19 protein-coding genes and 2 tRNA genes are annotated in these 22,985 nt (G+C 39.5%); 9 read left to right on the top strand and 12 right to left on the bottom strand.

Annotated elements, in window-relative coordinates:
• Window position 1 precedes the first annotated feature (1 nt).
• Both HMPREF9449_RS00205 and HMPREF9449_RS00210 read right to left on the bottom strand, forming a co-directional pair.
• The gene (locus HMPREF9449_RS00205; RefSeq protein ID WP_009135195.1) at window positions 2–1,261 is read right to left on the bottom strand and encodes a hypothetical protein; all 1,260 of its coding nucleotides are present in this window, start codon (window positions 1,259–1,261) and stop codon (window positions 2–4) included.
• Between the two features lie 4 nt (window positions 1,262–1,265).
• Complete coding sequence (locus HMPREF9449_RS00210; RefSeq protein ID WP_009135196.1) at window positions 1,266–1,907, bottom strand: DUF1643 domain-containing protein; 642 nt, start codon at window positions 1,905–1,907, stop codon at window positions 1,266–1,268.
• 87 nt (window positions 1,908–1,994) lie between these two features.
• On the opposite strand from HMPREF9449_RS00210, the gene HMPREF9449_RS00215 reads away from it, so the two are divergent.
• Entirely contained in the window at window positions 1,995–2,228 is a 234-nt protein-coding gene (locus HMPREF9449_RS00215) for a helix-turn-helix transcriptional regulator (protein WP_009135197.1), read from the top strand.
• Window positions 2,229–2,368: 140 nt separating this feature from the next.
• Here HMPREF9449_RS00215 and HMPREF9449_RS00220 read toward each other — a convergent pair whose 3' ends face one another.
• The 5 genes from HMPREF9449_RS00220 to HMPREF9449_RS16875 all read right to left on the bottom strand — a co-directional run bounded on the left by HMPREF9449_RS00220 (window position 2,369) and on the right by HMPREF9449_RS16875 (window position 6,965).
• On the bottom strand, window positions 2,369–3,274 hold the full coding sequence (locus HMPREF9449_RS00220) for a helix-turn-helix transcriptional regulator (RefSeq protein ID WP_009135198.1): 906 nt from the start codon (window positions 3,272–3,274) through the stop codon (window positions 2,369–2,371).
• A 1-nt stretch (window position 3,275) separates the two neighbouring features.
• Window positions 3,276–4,616, bottom strand: coding sequence for a tyrosine-type recombinase/integrase (locus tag HMPREF9449_RS00225; protein ID WP_009135199.1), 1,341 nt, complete (start codon window positions 4,614–4,616; stop codon window positions 3,276–3,278).
• A 138-nt stretch (window positions 4,617–4,754) separates the two neighbouring features.
• Complete coding sequence (locus HMPREF9449_RS00230; RefSeq protein ID WP_009135200.1) at window positions 4,755–5,750, bottom strand: hypothetical protein; 996 nt, start codon at window positions 5,748–5,750, stop codon at window positions 4,755–4,757.
• An 83-nt stretch (window positions 5,751–5,833) separates the two neighbouring features.
• A complete protein-coding gene (locus tag HMPREF9449_RS00235) occupies window positions 5,834–6,643 on the bottom strand; it encodes a DUF6371 domain-containing protein (protein WP_009135201.1) in 810 nt (269 codons plus the stop codon).
• Between the two features lies 1 nt (window position 6,644).
• Window positions 6,645–6,965, bottom strand: coding sequence for a helix-turn-helix domain-containing protein (locus HMPREF9449_RS16875; protein WP_315969404.1), 321 nt, complete (start codon window positions 6,963–6,965; stop codon window positions 6,645–6,647).
• 154 nt (window positions 6,966–7,119) lie between these two features.
• Between HMPREF9449_RS16875 and HMPREF9449_RS00245 the strand changes: the two genes are divergently transcribed.
• Complete coding sequence (locus tag HMPREF9449_RS00245) at window positions 7,120–7,647, top strand: helix-turn-helix domain-containing protein (protein WP_040611133.1); 528 nt, start codon at window positions 7,120–7,122, stop codon at window positions 7,645–7,647.
• A gap of 391 nt (window positions 7,648–8,038) precedes the next feature.
• Here HMPREF9449_RS00245 and HMPREF9449_RS00250 read toward each other — a convergent pair.
• Together HMPREF9449_RS00250 and HMPREF9449_RS00255 are read right to left on the bottom strand one after the other, a co-directional pair.
• Window positions 8,039–8,112 (bottom strand) — tRNA-Asp (locus tag HMPREF9449_RS00250).
• Window positions 8,113–8,144: 32 nt separating this feature from the next.
• A tRNA-Asp gene (locus HMPREF9449_RS00255) sits at window positions 8,145–8,218 on the bottom strand.
• Window positions 8,219–8,504: 286 nt separating this feature from the next.
• Here HMPREF9449_RS00255 and gcvH point away from each other — a divergent pair.
• Together gcvH and glmM are read left to right on the top strand one after the other, a co-directional pair.
• Complete coding sequence (gcvH, locus tag HMPREF9449_RS00260) at window positions 8,505–8,879, top strand: glycine cleavage system protein GcvH (RefSeq protein WP_009135204.1); 375 nt, start codon at window positions 8,505–8,507, stop codon at window positions 8,877–8,879.
• Window positions 8,880–9,021: 142 nt separating this feature from the next.
• Window positions 9,022–10,404 carry a phosphoglucosamine mutase gene (glmM, locus tag HMPREF9449_RS00265; protein ID WP_009135205.1) on the top strand — a complete coding sequence of 461 codons (1,383 nt, stop codon included), beginning with the start codon at window positions 9,022–9,024 and terminating at the stop codon, window positions 10,402–10,404.
• A 54-nt stretch (window positions 10,405–10,458) separates the two neighbouring features.
• On the opposite strand, the gene HMPREF9449_RS00270 is transcribed toward glmM, so the two are convergent.
• Window positions 10,459–11,637 carry a class I SAM-dependent rRNA methyltransferase gene (locus HMPREF9449_RS00270; RefSeq protein WP_009135206.1) on the bottom strand — a complete coding sequence of 393 codons (1,179 nt, stop codon included), beginning with the start codon at window positions 11,635–11,637 and terminating at the stop codon, window positions 10,459–10,461.
• A 173-nt stretch (window positions 11,638–11,810) separates the two neighbouring features.
• Complete coding sequence (locus HMPREF9449_RS00275) at window positions 11,811–12,053, bottom strand: hypothetical protein (protein WP_022048161.1); 243 nt, start codon at window positions 12,051–12,053, stop codon at window positions 11,811–11,813.
• A 364-nt stretch (window positions 12,054–12,417) separates the two neighbouring features.
• Between HMPREF9449_RS00275 and HMPREF9449_RS00280 the strand changes: the two genes are divergently transcribed.
• The 3 genes from HMPREF9449_RS00280 to HMPREF9449_RS00290 all read left to right on the top strand — a co-directional run bounded on the left by HMPREF9449_RS00280 (window position 12,418) and on the right by HMPREF9449_RS00290 (window position 17,951).
• Entirely contained in the window at window positions 12,418–13,692 is a 1,275-nt protein-coding gene (locus HMPREF9449_RS00280; RefSeq protein ID WP_009135208.1) for a DEAD/DEAH box helicase, read from the top strand.
• A gap of 253 nt (window positions 13,693–13,945) precedes the next feature.
• Window positions 13,946–15,325 carry a tryptophanase gene (locus tag HMPREF9449_RS00285; protein ID WP_009135209.1) on the top strand — a complete coding sequence of 460 codons (1,380 nt, stop codon included), beginning with the start codon at window positions 13,946–13,948 and terminating at the stop codon, window positions 15,323–15,325.
• Between the two features lie 118 nt (window positions 15,326–15,443).
• Window positions 15,444–17,951 carry an alpha-N-acetylglucosaminidase gene (locus tag HMPREF9449_RS00290; RefSeq protein ID WP_009135210.1) on the top strand — a complete coding sequence of 836 codons (2,508 nt, stop codon included), beginning with the start codon at window positions 15,444–15,446 and terminating at the stop codon, window positions 17,949–17,951.
• Between the two features lie 231 nt (window positions 17,952–18,182).
• Here the strand turns inward: HMPREF9449_RS00290 and HMPREF9449_RS00295 are convergent, their stop codons facing one another.
• Window positions 18,183–18,782: a DUF4251 domain-containing protein gene (locus HMPREF9449_RS00295; RefSeq protein WP_009135211.1), complete on the bottom strand. Its 600-nt coding sequence runs from the start codon at window positions 18,780–18,782 to the stop codon at window positions 18,183–18,185.
• A 496-nt stretch (window positions 18,783–19,278) separates the two neighbouring features.
• Between HMPREF9449_RS00295 and HMPREF9449_RS00300 the strand changes: the two genes are divergently transcribed.
• Together HMPREF9449_RS00300 and HMPREF9449_RS00305 are read left to right on the top strand one after the other, a co-directional pair.
• A complete protein-coding gene (locus HMPREF9449_RS00300) occupies window positions 19,279–20,463 on the top strand; it encodes a BACON domain-containing protein (RefSeq protein WP_009135213.1) in 1,185 nt (394 codons plus the stop codon).
• A 43-nt stretch (window positions 20,464–20,506) separates the two neighbouring features.
• Window positions 20,507–22,978, top strand: coding sequence for a BACON domain-containing protein (locus HMPREF9449_RS00305; RefSeq protein ID WP_009135214.1), 2,472 nt, complete (start codon window positions 20,507–20,509; stop codon window positions 22,976–22,978).
• Window positions 22,979–22,985: the final 7 nt, after the last annotated feature.

Genomic DNA, 22,985 nt, shown 5'->3' on the forward strand with positions numbered 1-22,985 from the left:
CTTAATTTATCTGTATTATGTTGGTGATAGGATTAGGCGTTGATTCCGTAATTTCCACATTACCGTCTATATCAATCGTTCCGATAACAGATTGGCTTGTACTATATTGAAAACCTGCAAAATATAACAAATCCGAACCGTCCATTGTGTAAATGGAACGAAAATCAATACCTTTGCTTGACAAGTCCAATTCCTTGATACTGTAATCCTCCAATGCTATAATATCCAATTTATTCACAGATTTTCGTGCATATAAAGCATTTGCTGTGACATAAGTGGAATAATCCTTAGTGAAGAATCCGTTTAGATTAACAGAAATTTCTGTCAATGTCCTTGTTGCAAACATATATTCATATGTGCGACCATAATAATTTATCAGCATTGTAGCCCTGCGTTCATTCCATTTCACTTGTATATCATTGGGTTGTGGTCTTCCCCAATAAAGAAGTTCCGTCTCTGCCATAATTTGACTTTGGAGTTCTTGTTTCTCACTCAACTTGCTAACTACAAGTTTGTAAGAATCGTATTCTCCACTCACAGCGGTGAGATATAAATCCTCGTTGTCGTGAGAAACAAAAGCGTTTCCATATTCTGTTTGGGGGATAAAATTAGAAATGATAAACTGCTGCGTACCATATGACGGACGAATATATCTGTAGCCATAGAAACAAGTTCCCTTATTGTTGACAACAAAAGAAAGGGAATTATCTGCGTACAATTCTAACTTTAAATTAGAAATATCCTGTGTATGAATTTTATAAAGTCTTCCTCCACCCATATTGTTTCCCCTGTTAGCCATGACATAGATATTTCCCTTATTGTCTGTTACGGCATTCTCTCCATTTAGTCCTGCACCTAAATCATATATCGCTTCTGTTTTTTTATCAATAAGATAAGAATATCCACCAAACCGTTCTTCAATAGGCTCACCTGGCACTGGTCTATAGTTGATATCTGAACCTGTAGTTATCATCAGATACTTTTTATTAATATCCCATATTTCAGGCAAACCGCTTATTCTAATCGTATCACCCTTATTATCAATCCACGATAATTCCATGTCTCTACCGTCTTTCTTAATCTGTCGATATTGGGCAGAAGAAGAACGGGTATTAGTTCCACTTGTATAGATATACTTTGCATCTTTGATATTCAACCCCACAATATCACCGTGTTGTGGCGGTTGGGGAAGGTCATTATCATTACTGCAAGATACAAGAAAAAAGGCTGTACAAGCAGCCAATAAATACTTCAATTTCATAATGTTATTTTTTAATTTTATGAGTAATTCTATCTGATAATTTTTGCAATCCCACTTCATCTAAGTTTTTCAACTTTGCTTCTTTCCCTATCAGAAGAGGGTGTTTAGGATAGCCTTTCGTGGTAGCTCCGTAGGCTTTGAAATGATAATTACCACTGAACAAGCTGATTATACCTTGTATGTTCTTATTTTCGTTTCCGAATAACAGATCAGACAAGTATGTCCGTTTTGTATCGTCAATAACCGCACCCCAAGCACACCACACATCTGCCCGTTCAATGGTAGATAATAGTTCTTCTATGGCTGCAAGATTGCGCAAATGAATCTCCATGTTGTAAGTATCGTCCGTATCCATGTTGTTCGGATTGGTCGCTCTTTGGGGATAGACATTCAGCATATACCATGCTCCATATTCACCGCTTCTTTTTGCGTAGTCCTGCACTCTCCTAAGTGTCGGGTCAAGGAAGTTTGGCAATGCCATGCTGGGATTAATACCGATGCAAATCAATACATTCCGTTTATCCGTATCGAATTGCTCACCTAACACATAACGCACGTCTGTTAACTCACAATCATACTTCCTACGATATTCATCTGAAGTATCATAGTCATAAACCCAACCGTCTTTTACTATTTTCTTACCCATAATCTTATGTCTTTTATATATGCTTATTATTACTAAGCACAAAGATAAATCTTTTTTTCAACTTTATAATTTCGAAAACAGGGTTTTATGAAGTCAAAGGTCGATTTATTCGTCATTAATAAGGTTCGGGAGAAGCGAAAGGAACTTGGCATATCACAGCGTGGACTGGCTGCGATACTGGAATGCTCACCCAGTTTTATAGGACAGGTGGAGAGCGATAAATTTGACATAAAGTACAGCGTATATCAAGTTTTTCTTATCGCACAATTTTTCGATTGTTCTCCTGCCGATTTCTTTCCTCCTATCAATTTCGACTTCTAAGCCTGTTTTTTCACAAAGCTAAGATTAGGGGCACGTCAGTTTAAGTCGGTGGTCTAATGTTTTTCATATCTGACGGGAAAAAGACAAAAAAATACCGTTACATTGTTGCAACGGTTCACATAAATTTGCCTGAAAATGATTCATTTGTAACGGGATAACATCTTTTGTATTCTGTCCTTTATGCTTTCTCTCAATGACAGCGGAGACAACACCTCAACATGTTCACCGTAGCTCATTATTCTGTTCTCCAATTCTGGGTTGATTATCAGATGTAAAGTTACAATATCCCTCTCTATCACCTGTGAAGCATGGATTGGTAATGATTGGAAATAGGGCAACATGGAAGAAGAAATACGCAATTTGACTTCTTCTATGGGGGCTGTCGGATTGTTATCGGGTTCATAGACCAATCCATAGACCTTATCAAAGCGTTTAGCTGTTTCCTCTAATACTGGTTCTCGCTGGAATACATCATCTGTTATTATAAGATTGCTTATTCTGTCCAACCCGAATGTACGGAATGATTTCAACTTGTCTACAAAGGCAAACAAATACCACATACCCTCAAATTCTTTCAGCAAGTAGGGATAGACGGTATACTCTTTGGTCTCTTTTGACTGATAATTATAATGGGCAAATCGAACAACCGTCTGATTTTGGATTGCTCTCAATAACCAGCCGATATGTTCCACACCTTTTGCACGGGGATCGGGACTGACAGCAAGGTATTGCAACAGCCTGTTTTTGTCTCTCATGGTAGAGAGGGCAATATCCGAACTTTCCGCCAATCCTATAAAATACAGCAATTTGTCTAATTCCAATGTACTGTCAGTCTGTGCAAAGTAACCGTTCTTCTTTTCATCATATATGATTTCAATATCGAAGTTGCTGCGTATCTCTGCCAGGTCTCTTTGAAAAGTTCTTTCTCCAACTTCCACGTCATATTGCTTCATGTATTCAAGCAAGATATGTTTACTTGGATAATCATTTCGCAATATTCTGCGGATTATCAGGTAATGCCTGCGTATGGTGTTTTTTGTGGGCATATTATTTTAATATTTGGAAGAAAGTATGTTTTTGTAATGCAATGGCATTCTCTTCTTTTGACACTCTGATATATCTCATAAAGCTGGATTCCGTACTATGCCCTGTTATTTGCATGATAGACAGGCTTGGTATTCCAGCTCTATAAGCATTGGTTGCAAAACTTCTTCGGGCTGTATGGCTGGTTACCATATCGCATTTCTCATAAGTTGCCTCATGGCGGATGCCACCTTCCGTCTCCACAACCGATACAAAGTTAGTAATTCCAGCCTTACGGCACAATCTTTTCAACACCCTGTTTGTATTTTGATTGGACTGTGCTTTCGGTGGACGATTACCGTATTTTCTGAATATCGCTTCGACTTTCGGGTGCATAGGGATAACAACCAGCGTACCTGTCTTTTGTGTTATTATAGTCATTAATTTCTGCTCAAAGTCAAGATGTTTTTGTTCAAGCCGTGCTATATCCGAATAGCGTAAGCCTGTATAGCTAGATATAATGAAGCAGTCTCTCACACAGCCTTCGCTTTCTGATAGACTTAATTCATACAAGCGATTCAATTCCTTTTCTGTCAGATATACCGTTTCAACATTTTCTTTGTATGCCTTAAATTCCTTTCGTTTGAAATCCTCATTGATGGTATAGTGATTATCATAGGCATAACGGATAACAGCCTTTATACTCTTTACGAATTTTCCTATGACATTGGGCCTGTATTTTCCACGAGAATGGCTGGCTTCATTCATGTATTTTACAAAGTCGTTATAGAAGTCGAGCGTCATGTCGTTCAATGTCAGCTTAACATGGCGGTCTGCACAAAAGCGTCTAACAATATTCCGTGTTGAGATATAATTCCTTATCGTACCCGATACCAGTCTGCTTCCCTTGCTGTTCAGTATCGTTCCGTTCTGACAGAGTGAGATATAATACTCCATAAAGCTGTCAAAGTCAGTAAAGGTACGTTTTTCTCTGATTTCTTTTTGCAATTCTTTCTTCAATTCTTCTCTAACCAAAGATACCGTTGCGTATATATCGTGCAGCTTGACGGTTTCCAATACTTTGATAAGAGCATTGGTCGTTTTCTCTATTTCCTTATTGACATTACGCAATATCATCTGTAATCGTGGATTTCCTTTAAGATCTGGATTCCGTTTTGCATCTTCAATCGCACAGCCTACAATATTATCCCAATGCTTAGGACGGATTTTGTAATCGGAGGGTAAATAGTATGTCAGTCGTTCTCCATTGATGTTCACTCTTACTCTTATCAATGACATCTCTTTGGTGGCATTCTTTAGAGAAAATCGGATTGCCGTTTTTCCGTAGAATAATTCTTTCATCATCTTACTTGATTTTGTTTGTTAGTAGTTTTTTCAAGAATTATTCCTTCTACATATCTTTTGGTTTCATCCGTCAGAGTGACTTTTCTTTCATTGAGCGTTGGGATTGGCTGACACTCTCCCAACGCTCACTACTATTTGTTAGTCAGACAATAGCCGTCTTATTTCAGACAGTACATTATCATCCTTTGGCTCGTTTTGCTTTAATATTTTAGCTATTTCTGCCATCTTCTTCATCTGTTTTCCCAATGTTCCACGTGATTTATAGGGGATGTTGTCCTTTATGCTTTGTTCTATCTTCTTAAGGTCTCCATTATAGGATTTCACATAGTTGTACATGAGGAAATCATTGATCTTATTCATGGCAGGATATTCCACAACAGTTTCTGATGTAAAGACTTTATTAAACTGCCTCAGTAATGGATTGTTTTTTACCAGCTTTAGGCTATTCCATGATGTATCGAGTATTTTCAACTCATTCTTTATTTTCTTTTTTCCCTCAAGGCGCATTTCAATCCTTGTTTTTCCAACGAAGTGTTTTTTTATTTCATTGCGTTTACCAGTCATTGATAGGAAGGCAGCATTTTTATTCAGTGATATTTCTGTTTCCTTGTCATAGAGTACAATCTCCTCCCTGCCATATATGGATTGTACATCGCTTGTGAATGTAATCCCTGTATTGTATCTTGTCCATTTAAATCGTCTGTAATTTCCTACAAGGTGATTTAATGCATTAAGTTTATCGTCTGTGAGCTCCATGTCTATATCTTTGGTTATATGCAGTTTGGTGAATTGACAGTCTTTCATAATGGCTTCCTCATCCAATTTGCATATACCAAGTTTGTTGATATTTTGCAAGCATTCCACAAAGTTGTCATGGCATATCAATTGCGGATAATTGCCTAACAGGATTTTTGACGAGAACTCTATCGTGAGTTTTTGATTGAGATTATTGGCATAGATGTATAGTTCAAACGGCATATGACCATTTCGATATGAGGAGTATATTATGGATTTGACTTTTTCTGTTTCGAGATCAATGTCATTTCTAAATAACTTGTCATTATAGGATAACAGGTTGTTACTGTCAGATACAAATTTTACGGTATCGAATTGTAATATAGTATTTTTCTTCATAATTTATTTTTTTTGTTTCCAAAGAGGAAACGAAGCCCACCTTAATAGAAACTTCTGTTTCCTCTCTGTGTTATGTAAGATTTTTATAACTCACCCTTGTACAGGTGCATTGCAATGATTATATCATTATAAGAGAAGCCGTTATCAAGTATACACAATATCTTGTTGATGATATTTGGGGTATCTCCTGTATGTTTCCAATTTTTAATGGTATCAGCATTCCACATGGAAGCCTTAATACCATGCTGTAGCAAATAATTTTGGAAGCGTCTAGCTTCTACCGCATTATCGCTCTCTGGGTACAGTTGCACTTCCGACTGACCACCCAAATCCTTGATTATATCAAGGCTGCATAGAGAATCATCAAACTTCTCCTTGCATGTTGATACCCATCTGTATGCAGGGCAGATTATAGACATTATAATGGCAAGCATGGGGTTGGTAACAATGGCTACGGGTTTATTTGTTGCCCCGATATTGATACCGAACAAGCATTGCGTTTCCTCGAATTCATACCCTTTGGCTAACTCCAATGCTAACGAGCGGTATTTCCTGCCGTGAGGATCGGGCAAGTAAGGGGAGTTGCTGTTCTGTTTCCTTGTCTTTTGGCTCATGGCTTTATCATCGCCATTCTCCACAATATCGCCATTGCCCTTGACAAGCATCTGCATCACATTCCTTATCCTGCCGTCTGTACTGATATATGGTAAGATAATAGCATAACTGCCCTCATAGCAACATCTGTTATCCAATCTGACACCGTATCTCCTAAGAGCGTCATTGACAACTGATATAGGGAAGCGTGGATGTAATAACTCTGCTGCACAAGTGTTTGCATAATCATTATCTGTAAATCTGGTGATTCTTTCTTTTGTTATGAATTTTATTTTCATGTCAATATTGTTTTCTGATTAGTAATTTGTTTATATCTGACTCTAAGAACAAGACCCTACGGTACGCTTTCATTGCTTTCAGGTCTCCGTTGCGCATCATCCTGTTTACTGTACTCCGTGAGATGTGAAGTCTTTCACATACTTGTGATATGGTTAGATACTGTGGTGAAGTTCGTTTGCCAACGTCCTCTTTCAAGGCTATTACTTCATCCTTTAATTCCAATAGTGGGCGTAACTGCTTGAGCAAATCATCCCTAGTTAAAATGGATATTTCCATAGGCATTTTTTTAGTTATGTCGCAATATTGCCCTCCTTTTATCATAATTTCAGTGTGCAGGTCGCACAGACAACAATGGATTGTATATCAAATATTTGCGGATGACAATACGTGAAAATTGCTTTTAGATAATGCCTATATTTGGAGATAATGTAGATTTTGCCTATTTTTGTAGAAATAAATCAAAAGGGAGATGAGTATGGAAAAGATTGTTTGCCCATATTGTGGCAAATCTGAAAATGTAAAAAACGGGAAGGTCGCGCATAAGGGTGAAATAAGGCAGAGATTTCTATGCAGAGGATGTAATCGGAACTTTTATCCAAACTTCACATTGACCAACTTGGATAAATGTCGTCAAGCGGTTATCTTGTACTTGGAAGGAGTACCTAAAGAAACCATAGCCAAAATCATAAAGGTAGATTCCGCTACTGTATTTAAATGTATTAACAAATATGGAGCAAACTTGAGCGATATAAGAAACAAAAGGATTGTCAGATTGGATGAAATAGAAGATGTCTATGGTATAATTGCTGAAAAATCAGAAGATATGATAATAAAAAAGCCTTATAAGTTGATACCTTATCGGAATAGCCTTACCATTATAGAGAAGCAGGATTATACACATATCACACAGTCCAAAGCCCAAAATCAACAGAAATATAAAGTACAGATCAGTAAAAGAAAAGAAGAAGACGTTCAACATATAATCAATAAAGATTTTAGGTAATTGCTGACCTTATCAGACCCAAACCAAAATAGTTGCAGTCTTATAAACGACCCATCTTGGAAGTTGAAAAGCACACAGAGACCAACGAAGAGACCCAATGATATATGGGACTATATTAAGAGAGGGGGATATATCTATATCCTGTTATGCCATGAGATAGGGGTATGACAATGTATGCGGAATCCAAATAGGAATCCATATATACTCAACTGTCCTCATAGGATATACAGGACCAGATGGTTATGAATAGAAACAACCTTTAAATGTATGGAACAATATCCAATGTGTCTTCCTGTGTCACGGTGTGTCATCGGATTGGTCTCCCCGTTGAGACCTCGAAAGAAAAAGCCCTTGAAAGGAATTGACTTTCAAGGGCTTTCGAATGTTGTTGCGGTGCGGACGGGACTCGAACCCGCGACCCCAGGCGTGACAGGCCTGTATTCTAACCAGCTGAACTACCGCACCAAAATAATCATAAAAATTTGAAGAACTTTCAGCGGTGCGGACGGGACTCGAACCCGCGACCCCAGGCGTGACAGGCCTGTATTCTAACCAGCTGAACTACCGCACCAATTTGTGGAAATTGTATTTCCTTACAGCGGTGCAAATGTAGGACGATTTTTTGAAATAGCAAATAAAATAAGGGGAAAAATGTGAATTTTTTGATCCAAGATAGTGTTCAGGGAATGTTTTCTATTTTTCTGTTTTTTTTGAATGTTTCTAATCTCTTGATAGCAAGCTCGTCAGTCTTTTCATAAAGAAGTGCTGAAAAATATATGGTGTGTTAAATTGCTTATTAAATTTTTTATTTAACTTTGAGGTCACAATTATTACTAAATTAAAAAATTTTTAAGATAATGAACGTACCCGCAGAATTAAAGTACACTAAAGAACATGAATGGATTCGTGTTGAAGGTGAGGAAGCTGTAATTGGTATTACAGACTATGCTCAGAGTCAATTGGGCGATATCGTTTTCGTAGAATGCGATACAGAAGGAGAGACCCTTGCAGAAGGAGATACTTTCGGTACTGTTGAAGCTGTGAAGACGGTTTCTGACTTGTATTTACCGGTAAGTGGTGAAATTCTGGAATTCAATCCTGACCTGGAAGGAGAACCGGAATTAGTCAACAAAGACCCTTATGGAAAAGGTTGGATTATCCGAATTAAGATAAGTGATCCTTCAGAATTGGATAATTTACTGGATGCTGAAGGTTATAAGGCCATAATCTGATAGATATAAAGCTGTACTTTCGAAGGAATGTGCAGCTTTTTTTAGCCTTGTACTGAAGGCAAAAGGAGGGGAGGAGTATTTCTCTGTGAATTTTATATAGCAAGGGGTGATTCTCCGTTTTTAATTTAAAATCTGAAATCCAATGACTCTAATTAAATCTATTTCAGGTATTCGTGGGACGGTCGGTGGCTCTCCCGGGGATAATCTGACTCCGCTGGATATTGTTAAATTTGTTTCTGCATATGCAACTTGGTTAAAGGAAGGAGCAGGCAAGAAAAGAGCTAAAATTGTAATGGGAAGGGATGCCCGGATTTCGGGAGATATGTATGCTAAATTGGTATCGGCAACTTTAAGTGGATTGGGGCATGACGTGGTAAATATCGGTCTGGCTACGACCCCTACTACAGAAATTGCGGTTACAGCAGAACATGCGGATGGCGGTATAATTCTGACAGCCAGTCATAATCCCAAGCAATGGAACGCTTTAAAATTATTGAATAATAGAGGAGAATTTCTTACTGCTGCTGACGGAGCCCAGGTTTTGGAATTGGCGGAAAAAGAAAATTTCGAATATGCCGAAGTGGATGATTTAGGTGTGGTGACGGAGAAGGATTATACAGATTATCACATTCAGCATGTGTTGGATTTGAAGTTAGTAAATCGGGAGGCTATTGCTAAGGCTAATCTGAAAGTCGTGGTGGATGCTGTCAATTCCGTAGGAGGGATTGTTATTCCACGTTTACTAAAGGCTTTAGGTGTCCAAGAGATTATAGAATTGAATTGTGAACCGACAGGGAAGTTCCAGCATAATCCGGAGCCTATCCCCGAAAATCTGACGGAAATCTCGGCAAAGCTGAAGGAATGTCATGCGGATCTGGGAATCGTTGTCGATCCGGACGTCGATCGCTTGGCTTTGGTATGTGAAAACGGAGAAATGTTCGGAGAAGAATATACCTTGGTAGCGGTAGCTGATTATGTATTGAAACACACTCCCGGAAATACCGTTTCCAATTTGTCTTCGTCCCGGGCGTTGAAAGACATTGCGGAAAGATATGGTCAGCAATACAACGCAGCGGCTGTGGGAGAAGTTAATGTCGTGGCGAAGATGAAAGAAACCCATACTGTCATCGGAGGGGAAGGAAACGGTGGTGTGATCTATCCCGAGAGTCATTACGGACGGGATGCTTTGGTCGGAGTAGGATTATTCTTATCCCATTATGTAGCAGAAGGCAAAAAGATGACGGAATTGAAGAAAGATTACCCCCAGTATTTCATTTCGAAAAATAAGATTACGCTTTCACCTGCAATAAATGTGGATAAAATCTTGGAGGGGTTAAAGGTAAAATATGCCCGGGAAAAAGTGACGGATATCGACGGAGTGAAAATCGATTTCGAAAGGGGGTGGGTACATCTTCGTAAATCCAATACCGAACCGATTATTCGGATTTATTCGGAAGCAAAAGATGAAGCGGCAGCCAATGCTTTGGCAGAAGAAGTAATAGAAGCGGCAAAACAACTTTGTTGATTTTTTGAGCATATTATAAAATCGGGTCCGGTCGCGTCAAGTGCCGGGCCTTATTTATTCTACGTATAATACCAATCCTTTTAAATATTCTCCTTCCGGATGATAAATACTGATCGGATGATCAGCCGGTTGAGTCAACTGATGAAGAATTTTAACTTTCCGGCCGGTATTGGCTGCGGCTGTAAATACCGTTTGTCTGAATAGATCTTTGGTCATTACCTGGGAGCAGGAAAAAGTGAAGAGAATTCCTCCCGGTTTGATTACTTCCATACCTTTCCGGTTTAGTTTTTTGTATCCTTGGATGGCATTATTCAGGACATTTTGGTGTTTGGCAAAGGCCGGAGGATCCAGAATAATTACATCGTATTGGTTGGAAGAATGTTCCAGAAATTTGAATGCTTCTTCTGCAAAGGCTTCGTGCCGTGTGTCTTTGGGAAAATTCAGTTCTACATTCCGGTTTGCTAATTCGATGGCTCTTGCAGATACGTCTACCGAATGTACTTGTTTGGCTCCGCCCCGCATAGCATAAAAAGAAAAACCTCCGGTATAGCAAAACATATTTAAAACCGATTTATCTTTTGCATACTTTTCGAGTAACCTCCGGTTCTCCCGTTGGTCGATGAAAAAGCCGGTTTTTTGTCCTTCCAGCCAGTCCACATGAAATTTTAATCCGTTTTCCTGTGCTATGAAGTTTTCAGTTTTTCCATATAAATAACCGTTTTCCGGTTCAATAGCTGCTTTATAAGGGAGAGTGGCTTCTGATTTATCGTAAATAGCGGTAATTTTATTTCCCATGATTTCGACTAAAGCCCGGGCAATGGTTTCCCTTTGAAGGTACATACCGACAGAGTGAAATTGGATGACGGCTACTCCGGCGTACATGTCTATCACTAGTCCCGGCAAATCATCTCCTTCGCCGTGTACCAAACGGTATACATTATTATCCGCTGAATTACAGAGTCCCAAGGCGCATCTCATCTGATAGGCTTTGTAAAGCCGGTTTGTCCAGAACGCATCATTTATTTCTTCGTCTTTAAAGCTGAGGATACGGATAGCGATAGAGCCGATCTGATAATGCCCGATGGCTAGAAATTTTTTTTCTGCATTATATACTTTGACGAGGTCCCCTTCCTGAATTTTTCCTTCTATCCGATCGATAGCTCCTGAAAAGATCCAGGGATGGTATCTGAAGATGGATTTGTCTTTTCCATTTTTTAATGTAATGCTGTTCATCCCATAGATATTTGTTGGCTGCAAAAATAGATAAAAAAATCGATTTACGGACAGGAAGAAAAGAGAACCCGAATAACAAGCTTTCAGGGAGAGGAAAAAGGTGGGGCAAAAGAACTCTCTCTTTGTCATAAAAAAGATCCGGGAGCTTTTGTCAGTGAAGCTCCCGGATTAAATTAATTTGCAAGCATTTCTTTTGCTTTTTCTAGAATGGTTGTATCATCGATTTGGACAATTCCCCCTTCCGGGCCTTTTTCGTAATGCAGGCCGACTGCTTTTCCGTCGTCATAATTATCTCCACCGAAATAGTTACGAACCGTTTCAACATCAATGCCTAATTCATCTGCAATCCGTTGCATGCTACCTGAGGGTAATTGATCTTTGATTCTCCTCAATTCATTGAATGTCATTGTTGTCATATTTTTACTAGTTTAATGGTTATTCAGTGGAATAAATGTATAACTTAATTCTGAGAAAACCAAATAAAACGTTTGCGCTCTCATCTAAAAAATGCAATTCTCTGGAAAGTCCAGAATAAGGTTTTGATTTATAATCTTTTAATTTGATGTTTTTCTTTGTTAATAGAATTGAATTTTTGTGTGGTGTTTTTTTCCTATCTTTGCCCCATGAAATACCGGAAGTTTGGTAGAATGATATGCGCTCAAAAGTTTAGTAGTGAAAAATGTATGAGGATCTACTAACGGGGTACTTGAACAGGCTGGCTTTTGAACCGGCTGACAAATTTATAGCCGTTTTAGGACTAAATTATAAATCGTTATTTTTATGGCTTTTACAGATTTGAATATAAGTAAACAGATATTGGATGCTTTGGCAGAGGCTGGATTTGAAGAACCTACTCCTATACAAAGAGAAGCTTTTCCGGTGATTCGTTCGGGAAAAGATATGATCGGAATTGCTCGTACAGGTACGGGCAAAACATTGGCTTATCTGATCCCCATTCTGATGAAATTGCACTATGCACAGGGAAAATATCCCCGTGCCATCGTGATTGTTCCGACGCGGGAACTGGTCGTACAGGTATGCGAAAGTGTAGAATTGTTGACAGAATATATGGATATCCGTTGTGTGGGGATATATGGGGGTACAAATATCCGGACTCAGCAAAATGCGGTGTATGAGGGGGTAGATTTACTGGTTGCCACTCCCGGTCGGTTTATGGATATTTATATGAATGGTATGCTTCGTACGCCTTTGGTAAAAACAGTTGTGGTAGACGAGGCCGACCGTTTGATGGATTTAGGGTTTATGCCGCAATTACGGAGTATTCTGGAAGTCATTCCGGAAAAACATCAGACGTTATTGTTTTCGGCTACCTTTTCAACTGCAGTCACGGCCTTGGCTTCTGAATTTATGGTTGCCCCGGTGAAAGTGGAAGTCGCTCCCCAGGCAACTCCTGTTGATACTGTGTTGCAGTTGCGTTATGATGTTCCGAATATTATGACGAAAATCAATCTTTTAAAGTTGCTTTTGGCGGATAAAGAAGAATATAGCCGGGTGATGGTGTTTACGGAAAGTAAGAAAAATGCCGATCGGATCACAGATAAATTAGCGGATTACTGGAAAGACGAACTGAGTGTTATCCATTCGAATAAAGCTCAAAATACCCGCTTGAATGCTTTGAGAGCTTTTCGGGAAGGAAGATCCCGGATTATGATCGCTTCGGATGTAGCCGCCCGGGGAATTGACATACAGGACGTGTCACATGTCGTCAATTTTGATATACCGGCTTTGCCGGAAGAATATGTACACCGGATCGGACGTACGGCCCGTGCTGGTAAAGAAGGGGTGGCGATCAGCCTGGTATCTCCTAAGGAAGAAGAACGGATCGAAATGATAGAGCAACTGATTGGCCAAAAAATCGAGTTACAAGCTTTGCCGGAAAGACTGGAAATTTCGGATGTCTTGCTGGATGAAGAAAAGATACAGACGGCTAATATTATTTATCAAAAAGGTCGGCCCAAAGGAGGGGGAGCCTTCCATGCCCGCTCTGCCAAAAATAGTAAGAGTCCGGAAAAAAAGAAAAAATCATCGTTTTGAAAATTAAAAAAGGAAATCGGTAATTTAGATTTCCTTTTTTATTTTTATATATTTGCAATCGTATGCATCGATTGAGGATTATACTTTCAAACAGGCTTTTTTTAAACATCAAAAAGCGGGATGAGTTTATCATCTGAAACTCATCTGTAATCATTTACTTGTTTATTTGTGCGGGAGGAATGTTCAGCATAACCTTTTGTACGATATTTATTGATTTTAAAGAATAAGATTTATAACCTAAAACAATATTATTATGGAATTACCATTTGCAGAATCATTTCGAATCAAGATGGTGGAGACCATCCGCAAGAGTACCCGTGAAGAACGGGAAAAATGGATAAAAGAGGCTAAATATAATCTCTTTAATCTGAAAAGTGATCAGGTTTTTATCGATTTACTGACAGATTCGGGTACAGGGGCTATGAGTGATAAACAATGGGCTGAACTGATGCTCGGAGATGAAAGTTATGCCGGAGCCCGTTCTTATTATAAAATGAAGAATACAATCCGGGAAATATTGGGCTTTGATTATTTTTTGCCGACCCATCAGGGACGGGCTGCTGAAAATGTGTTGTATTCTACCCTTATTAAAGAAGGAGATATTTTACCGGGTAATTCTCATTTCGATACGACGAAAGGACATATCGAATTCCGGAAAGCTATTGCTTTGGATTGTACGATAGATGAAGCTGCCGACACTCAGTTGGAAATTCCTTTTAAAGGCAATATGGATCCGGCTAAATTGGAGGCTGTTCTGAAAAAATATCCCAAAGAAAAAATACCGGCAGTAGTATTGACGGTGACGAATAATACGGCCGGCGGACAACCTGTTTCTATGCAAAACATCCGGGAGGTTTCTGCGCTTTGCAAAAAATATGGAGTTAATTTACAGATTGATTCTGCCCGTTTTGCTGAAAATGCTTATTTTATCAAGACGCGTGAAAAAGGCTATGAGCATAAGACAATCAAAGAAATTGTGAAGGAAATGTTCTCTTACGCCGACATTATGACGATGTCTTCTAAAAAAGACGCCATCGTCAATATGGGTGGTTTTGTGGCTTTTAAAAACGAGGAATTGTGGAAAAAATGTCAGATGTTTTGCATCATGAACGAAGGATTCATTACGTATGGGGGAATGTCAGGCCGGGATATGAATGCTTTGGCTCAGGGCTTGGATGAAGGTACAGAATTTGAATATCTGGAAACCCGTATTCGTCAGGTGGAATATTTAGGAGCAAAATTGGATGAATATGGTATCCCTTATCAACGGCCTGCCGGGGGACATGCCATTTTTGTAGACGCTAAAAAAGTATTGACGCATGTTCCTAAAGAAGAATTTATTGCTCAGACTTTGGGAATAGAGCTGTATCTGGAAGCTGGAATCCGGGGTGTAGAAATCGGATCTATTTTAGCTGACCGGGATCCGGTAACCCGTGAAAATCGTTATCCGAAATTGGAATTGTTGCGTTTGGCTATTCCCAGACGTACTTATACCAATAATCATATGGATGTTATCGCAGCTGCCCTGAAAAATGTATTTGACAGAAGAGAACAGATAGACAGGGGATATGTCATTACAAAAGAATTCCCGATTATGCGTCATTTTACGGTAGAACTGGAGCCGGCTCAATAAAAACTTTTCTTGAAGCAGGCACATCCTTGTACCGTTCTTCTTCCTCTTAAAAATAAGGGGAAGAAGAATACACTTACCATTTTTTAGTATCTTTGGAAAAATTAAATCTTTTTCCAATATGTTACGTATTTTCCTATTATCCGTTATTTTAGCTTCTTCTTCGTGCTTGTATGCACAAAATTCTATAGGGGAAGTCCGGGAAGTAATTCGTCGATTTGCCGGGGAGTTTCCGGCGAAGTTAAAACTCTCTTTTATTGACAAAGAGAATAATTGTGATGTTTTCGAAACAAAAGTTCGCAATGGAAGACTGGAAATCCGGGGAAGTAGTGGCGTAGCACTTTGTCGGGGATTTTACGATTTTATCAAGTCCAATCATGCCGGTATTTCGGCATGGTCTGGAAATCGCTGTATTTTTCCGGCTTCTTTACCGGAAAATATGGAGAAACGGGTCGTTTCTCCTTTTCCGCGTCATTATTATTACAATGTGGTCACTTATGGTTATACTCTTCCTTATTGGGATTGGCAGCGTTGGGAGGAAGAAATCGACTGGATGGCTTTGCATGGGGTGGATATGCCTTTGGCTTTGGTGGCAAATGAAGCAATTACGGCAAGGGTTTGGAAAAGACTGGGATTGACAGAGGAGGAAATCCAGTCTTATTTTGTAGGACCGGCTCATTTACCTTGGATGCGGATGGGAAATATTTCTCAGATTGACGGACCGATGCCTGTAGAATGGCATTCCGATCAGGTTGAGTTACAGCATAAGATTTTAAAACGGATGAAATTGTTGGGTATGAAGCCCATTTGTCCTGCTTTTGCCGGATTTGTACCTTTGGCCTTGAAAAGACTTTATCCGGATGTAAAGATTATCGAAACCACTTGGGCCGGTTTCCACAATTGGATGCTTTCGCCGGAAGAGGAATTATTTACCCGAATCGGACAATTGTTTATCGAAGAGTGGGAAAAGGAATTCGGTAAAAATGATTTTTATTTGGCGGATAGCTTTAATGAAATGGATGTGCCTTTTCCTCCTATCGGAACGAAAGAAAGATACGATATGTTGGCATTTTACGGAGAACAGGTATACAAAGGTATTAAAGCCGGTAATCCGGATGCCGTGTGGGTGATGCAAGGATGGATGTTTGGTTATCAAAGAGATATTTGGGATTATGAAACCTTGCAGGCTTTAGTAAGTAAGGTCCCGGATGATAAAATGATGCTTTTGGATTTAGCGGCGGATTACAATAAAAATGTATGGGGAAATGGAATGAACTGGGAGTTTTACAAAGGTTTTTTCAATAAATTGTGGGTGTATAGTGTCATTCCGAATATGGGTGGAAAAACGGGCGCTACCGGTATCCTTTCCTTTTATGCAAACGGGCATCTGGAGGCATTGAATTCTCCGAACCGCGGACGTTTGTTTGGCTTTGGAATGGCTCCGGAAGGGACGGAAAACAATGAAGTCGTCTATGAAATGATTTGCGATGCCGGTTGGAGTTCTTCAGAAATAGATGTAAAGCAGTGGTTGAAGGATTATTCTTTATGCCGGTATGGAAAGACTTGTCCGGAAATGGATGAGGTGTGGGAGGGATTATGTAAATCGGTTTACGGTACGTTTACCGATCATCCGCGTTTCCTTTGGCAGTTGCGGCCGGGACGTTCCGGTAAAGGGACGGTTAATACAGATTCTAATTTTTACCGGGCTGTAGAAAAAATGGCAGAATGTGCTCCGAAAATGACGGAAAGTCCGTTGTTTAAGGCCGATTTCTTGGAAATGACCGCTTTTTATTTAGGAGGAAAAATGGAGGCTTTGGCCAGTGCTATAGGAAAGTCTTATCTGTATGGCAATACCGCAGATGCATTGAAAATGCAGCAGCAATTTGAAGAATTAGGGGAAGGACTGGATTCTTTATTAGAATCTCATCCGGTATACCGTTTGCAGCGGTGGATTGATTTTGCCCGAAAACACGGTGATACAGAAAAATTGAAAGATTACTACGAGATGAATGCCCGCAGGATCGTTACAATTTGGGGACCTCCTGTCAGTGACTATGCTTGTAAGCTTTGGTCTGGTTTAATCCGGGATTATTATTTACCTCGTTGGCGGGAATACTTTCGCTGTAAAGAAACGGGGAGTAAGTACGATTTAGCTTCCTGGGAGAGCGACTGGGTAACGCAGAAAAAAGGGGTAAGTCCGATGACTCCTTATGCTGATCCGGTAGAGGCGGCTATCCGGTGGATACAAAAAGCGAAAGAGGTAGAGACTTTCAAGGAAGAGGAAACTGTTATCGGTTATTGGACGCCTTCGGATGTTTCTACCACATGGAAAGACGTGATTTATAATATTCCGGCAGAGAAATTGCCTGTTTTGCGAGGGATATTGTTTGAATATGTCCGGGGTGCCCGTAAATTGGATATCAGTGAAGTCACTCTGGTCGCTGATGGGAAAGAGGTGTGTAAAGTCGTGCAAAACGGGACAACCGGAGACGTGAACCGGGATAACTTTTTTTACTTTCAAATTCCTGAAGGGGCAACCGGAAATAATGAATGCTATATACGGGCGAGAGTGCAGAGCGATGGAGATGCAGATTCCTATGGGGAAGTACGTATAATCTTAGCCCGTTAAAAAATTCTCCCCAAAGGTGAAATATTGCCTCTGGGGAGATTGTATTCCTTTCCGGAACAGATTAGCGCTTTCCTTAATTTATAGGGTAAAACCCTGATTGTTTTTGATGGCTTTGAATGGCATTTCCGCTTATCAAAAGATAAAACGATCTTGCTGATTCGGTTTGAAAAGCTGTTCTTCTGTCCTACAAGGAAGGGGGTAATTTCTTTTCAACTTGTCAAAACCTTCACATCAATAGCTGATAAATCCGCTTTTGAAAATGCTGGATTGATCGGTCGGCACTAAAATCCCCGAGAATGTCAGATTATTATTATTCATCATGGGATATACGGTAGCTTGTGCATAATTGTCGCCGTAGGATAAATTTATAATGACTTGTGCTGTAATAGCTGTTCCCATTACATTGAAAGAATAGGTAATATTTCCGTGCTTATCCGTTTGCGAACTGATATTCGAAGGAGTTCCTTCTACCGTAATCCCTCCCAAGCCATTTGGTCCGGCTATGCCTGTAAATGCCAATTGTAGATATACTTTATTGCCTTTGAATTGGATAAAATTGGTATTATCCGATACAGGAATTGAATTTCCCCGAGGACCATATAAAGTATTGGCCATCAATACCCAATTGTTATCTTTCAACGCTTCAACGGCTGCATTAAAAGCTTGTTGATTGGCGACTTGTCTGGCGTGGCGCCTTTGATCCCGTTTTATCTGACGAATTTGTTTTTTGGTCAGTTCCTGGGTATGGGTTTGTGTTTGCGTCTGTGCCAAAATTTCTGTAGCTGGCATCATAAGAATTCCCATAAGTAAAAGAAAAAATAATTTTTTCATAATGGTAAGTTTATTAGTTATTAAATTTTTTATATCCGGGGCCTGCCCGGCTGGATATTCTTCTGTTTATTAATTTATGCTCATATACGCAAAAAATAAGCCATTAGTTTAAAGGGATTAATTAAAAAAGTCTAAAATTAAGGAAGAAGCGTAAGGGGGGATGAAATTTACTATTTTTCTACTTTTCTGCTGGGTATCCTTTTGGAGAATATATACGGAAGGTAATTCATCGTACATTTTTTACACGTAAATAAAAAGAGAAGTTGAGATTTTGTTAATTAAATGAAGGATAAAAGGATATTAATCAAGGAACAAATGAAATTGGAAAAGAGATTATTAAATTAATTTATGTAAATTTACTTAGATAAACATTTGAAATAATGTTAAATAATGTCATCAAAAATCTCAAAAAAATCTTAAAAAAAGAATTTCTTACCTATAATTTATTTATTTTTGAGATTTCAATTAATATTTACAAATATCAAAAATCTTATTTATGAAAGCACTTAAACAGTTGGCGGCAGGGTGGTTTTTTGTCGCATTTGTCTTGTTTTCAGCTTGTTCTGATGAAGACGATTTACGTCTTCAGCTCTCTTCAACAAGTTGTACCTTTGGTGCTTCGGGCGGTGACCAAACGATTTCGGTTGTTGCAAGCGGTTTTGACTGGGATATTCTGGTTCAGGGCGGCGATGCAGAATGGTTTACCGTTACGAAGAAAGTCGATGGTATTTTAATCCATGCTCCTCGAAACACAGACTTGTCCGTAAAAAAGACTACTGTCGAGATTAAGGGTGAGGTAAATGCGACTATTGACATTATTCAGGAAAGTGGTCTGGAGACAACATTAGCGTTGATTCCTTCGGACGAGGCGTTTGGATTCGATTCTTACGGAGGTTCTCTTACGTTGAGTGTTTCCTCTAATTATCCTTGGACAGTCGATTCAGATGCTGATTGGTGTGAGTTAGTTATCCATAAAGAAACAAATATTTTTACCTTAAGTGCAGGTGAAAATAATGGGGATAAACGAACAGCCCGCATTACCGTATCAGCAGGACTGGAAGATAATGTAAAAACTGTAACCTTTACTCTTACTCAATATACTGTTGCTGAAAATCCTTATTTAGCTATGGTGGGAAATTGGGATCTTTATTCCAATCAGTGGGTACTTGGCGGTCAGAATATAGCTGCTGGATCCTATGTTAGTTTTACAATTCAGGAAGGAGTTGTAAAAGATACTTATGTGATTCGGGATCTGATTTTAAACGGAATGGAGTTAGAAGTTTATTATAACCCGGAAGACGGTAGTATGAATATTCCTTTGGGTGGTTTTGTGGGGATGAGTACGAACGGCTTATACGCCTGCTATCTTTGTGCAACGAATATGACAACCGGTAGCGTTAAATCTACCATGGTTACGGGGACAATTTCCGAGGATTACAACACCATTACCTTGAAGGGATTTGAAGCTGGTTTTGGTTTAGGTATTATCGGAAAAGACGGGAGTAGTTTAGCTAGTTTCAGTGATCTTTATTATGCAACTGGGAGTGAAATTACTTTTAAGAAACAACCTGCAGGAAACAGAGCCATGGACCGTTACTTTGTCATTCCGGTAAAGAAAAGAATTTCCGGACAATCGGCTTCTCTATCAGGAGAAATGACTTCAGTTTTTTCCGTGCATTAATTTCCTCGAAAAGGAGTTATATGAATTTATCAATAATTAGAATATGAATAAGTTAACATACATTATCATTTCGATATTCGCTTTGCTGTTTGTAGGGTGTGATAACGAAGGGGACAAACTGGCTGAAATTACGGGACAGGCTGTTTCACTTTCCATTTCCTCAACAGATACGAATGTACAAATAGAGAACGACGGTTTAAAAGGAACTGTTGTTTTCAAGACTGCAGGCGGACAATCCCGTATTGCAGTGGAAACCAATCAGCGAGTTTGGATTGTTGACAATCCTGGGAATCAGTGGTTAAAGATAGAGCAGGACGAAACGGGGCTTACTCTTTCGGTGGATGTAAATAGTGGGGAGCAAGCTTTAAATACAAGTGTTACCATTACGGCCGGAAGTGGTGAAAATACCGTAAAAGCTGTTTTAGATGTAAATCAACGGGCTTCCGGGGATCCGGAGCTTAGTTTAGACCAAAATAAAATTGTCTTTACTCCTAAAAATCTTGAACCTCGTAAAGTGAAGGTGAATTCCAACGGAGAAGATTGGACTTTCAAAACAGAAACTCCCAGTTTTTGGCTGCTAATCGAAAAGGAAGCTGACAATACCTTAGTATTGACTCCCGATCCGAATGCTACGGTTATGAACGATACTCTCATCATAAAAATAACAGCGGGATATGGAAAGCTGGCAGCTACGGAGGAATTGGTGGTTATTAACGAAGCGATTCCGGTGATTTTGTTCCAGCCGGATAAATTGATTTTTATGAATGCCGGAGGGACGGAAACTGTACTGGTAGCTGCTAATCAGGCTTGGCAGTTAGGGGAGATTACAGAGGCATGGGTAAAAGCGGTAGCCGGAAAGGATGAAATTACAGTGACTGTAGAAAAAAATACCGGCGATAATCAACGTAGTTGTCGGATTCCGGTTATCTGTGGAAGCAATGAAAATACGACGACAGCTTATATTGATGTGATACAATGGAGTAAAGAAGATGATTTATTGGTGTTGGAATATACTACAACTTCGGCTAATACGCCTATTACTCTGCCTCTTCAGGGGACAGTAAATTGTACGATTGATTGGGGCGATGGAACGACGCAAGAAGTGACTGCCGTCAAACCTATCCATCAGTATGCCCAAGCAGGTGTTTATGAAGTAAAGATTTCCGGTACTGTAACGGCGCTCAGTAATACAGATCTGAATGCAAGTGCTAAATTGTTAACCCGGGTCATAAATTGGGGACGTACGGGTTTGATCAGTATGGAGGGAGCTATGGAGGGCTGTGTTAATCTGATCTCTATCCCCGGAGACGATTTCCAATCATTCTCTGAAGTAACAACTTTTAAATCAGCTTTCAATAAATGTATTTCTTTAAAAGAAATTCCGGCTAATTTATTGGTGAATGCTTCTAAGTCTACCAATTTCAGATATATTTTTGCTTCTGTCAGTGGTGACAAAACCGTGTTGAAGGAAATTCCGGCTGGTTTATTCGACAATTGTATCAATGGGGAAGATTTTTGCGGAATGTTCTGGGGAAGTACGGCCATTTCTGTCGTTCCGGAAGGATTATTTGACAGAACAAAAAAAGCCAAAGATTTTAGCTACGTCTTCTATCAGTCCGGAATTACTACGGTACCGGTTAAGTTGTTTGCCAATTGTACCGAAATAGAGACCTTAACCAGTGCTTTTGCCTATACTTCTCTGGTTCAGATACCTTCCTCTCTGATACAAGGATGTACAAAAGTGACGGATTTGAGTTATTTATTCCAGAATTGTAAGCAATTGAAGAGTATTCCGCAAGGGTTGTTTGAAGGATTGACGGCAGTAACAAATTGTAACTATCTGTTTTCAAATTGTGAACTGATAACGACAATTCCGGCTGGTTTATTTACTCCGATGACGGAAGTAACCAGTACTTCTATGATATTCAACGGTTGTGCATCTCTTACTGCTATACCGGAAGGCTTATTTGATCCCTTTACAAAGAGTACTAATTTTTCGGGAGCTTTCCAAAATTGTGCTACTTTGAAAACAGTTCCAGCCGGTTTATTTAAAAACAGTCCCTTGGTTAACAATATTGGTCGGGTATTCAATGGTTGTGCACAGCTCGAGACCGTTCCGGGAGATATCTTTAATTGCCCGGGTGTTTCTAAGGCAAACAATTCGGCCAGTCTGTTCCAGAATTGTACAAATTTGAAATCAGTACCGGAAGGTTTACTGGATTCGTTTACGGAGGCCACTGGCTTTGCAACTTTGTTTAGCGGATGTACGAGTTTAGCGAGTGTGCCAGTAGGTCTTTTTGATGAATGTAAAAAAGTAAACAGTTTTGCTAATGCTTTTAACGGATGTACGGCTTTAACGGGAGAATCTCCTTATACGCTGGTGGAGGGAGTAAAAGTTCATTTATACGAACGGAGTACTGAGAATGGATTTAAAACGCCCTCAACCAAGACTAAATGTTTCTTTAACTGTACAGGTTTAAGTGACTATGAGTTAATTCCGGCTGCATGGAAATAGTTCTTTA

The sequence above is a fragment of the Odoribacter laneus YIT 12061 genome (assembly GCF_000243215.1).
Classification (GTDB): domain Bacteria; phylum Bacteroidota; class Bacteroidia; order Bacteroidales; family Marinifilaceae; genus Culturomica; species Culturomica lanea.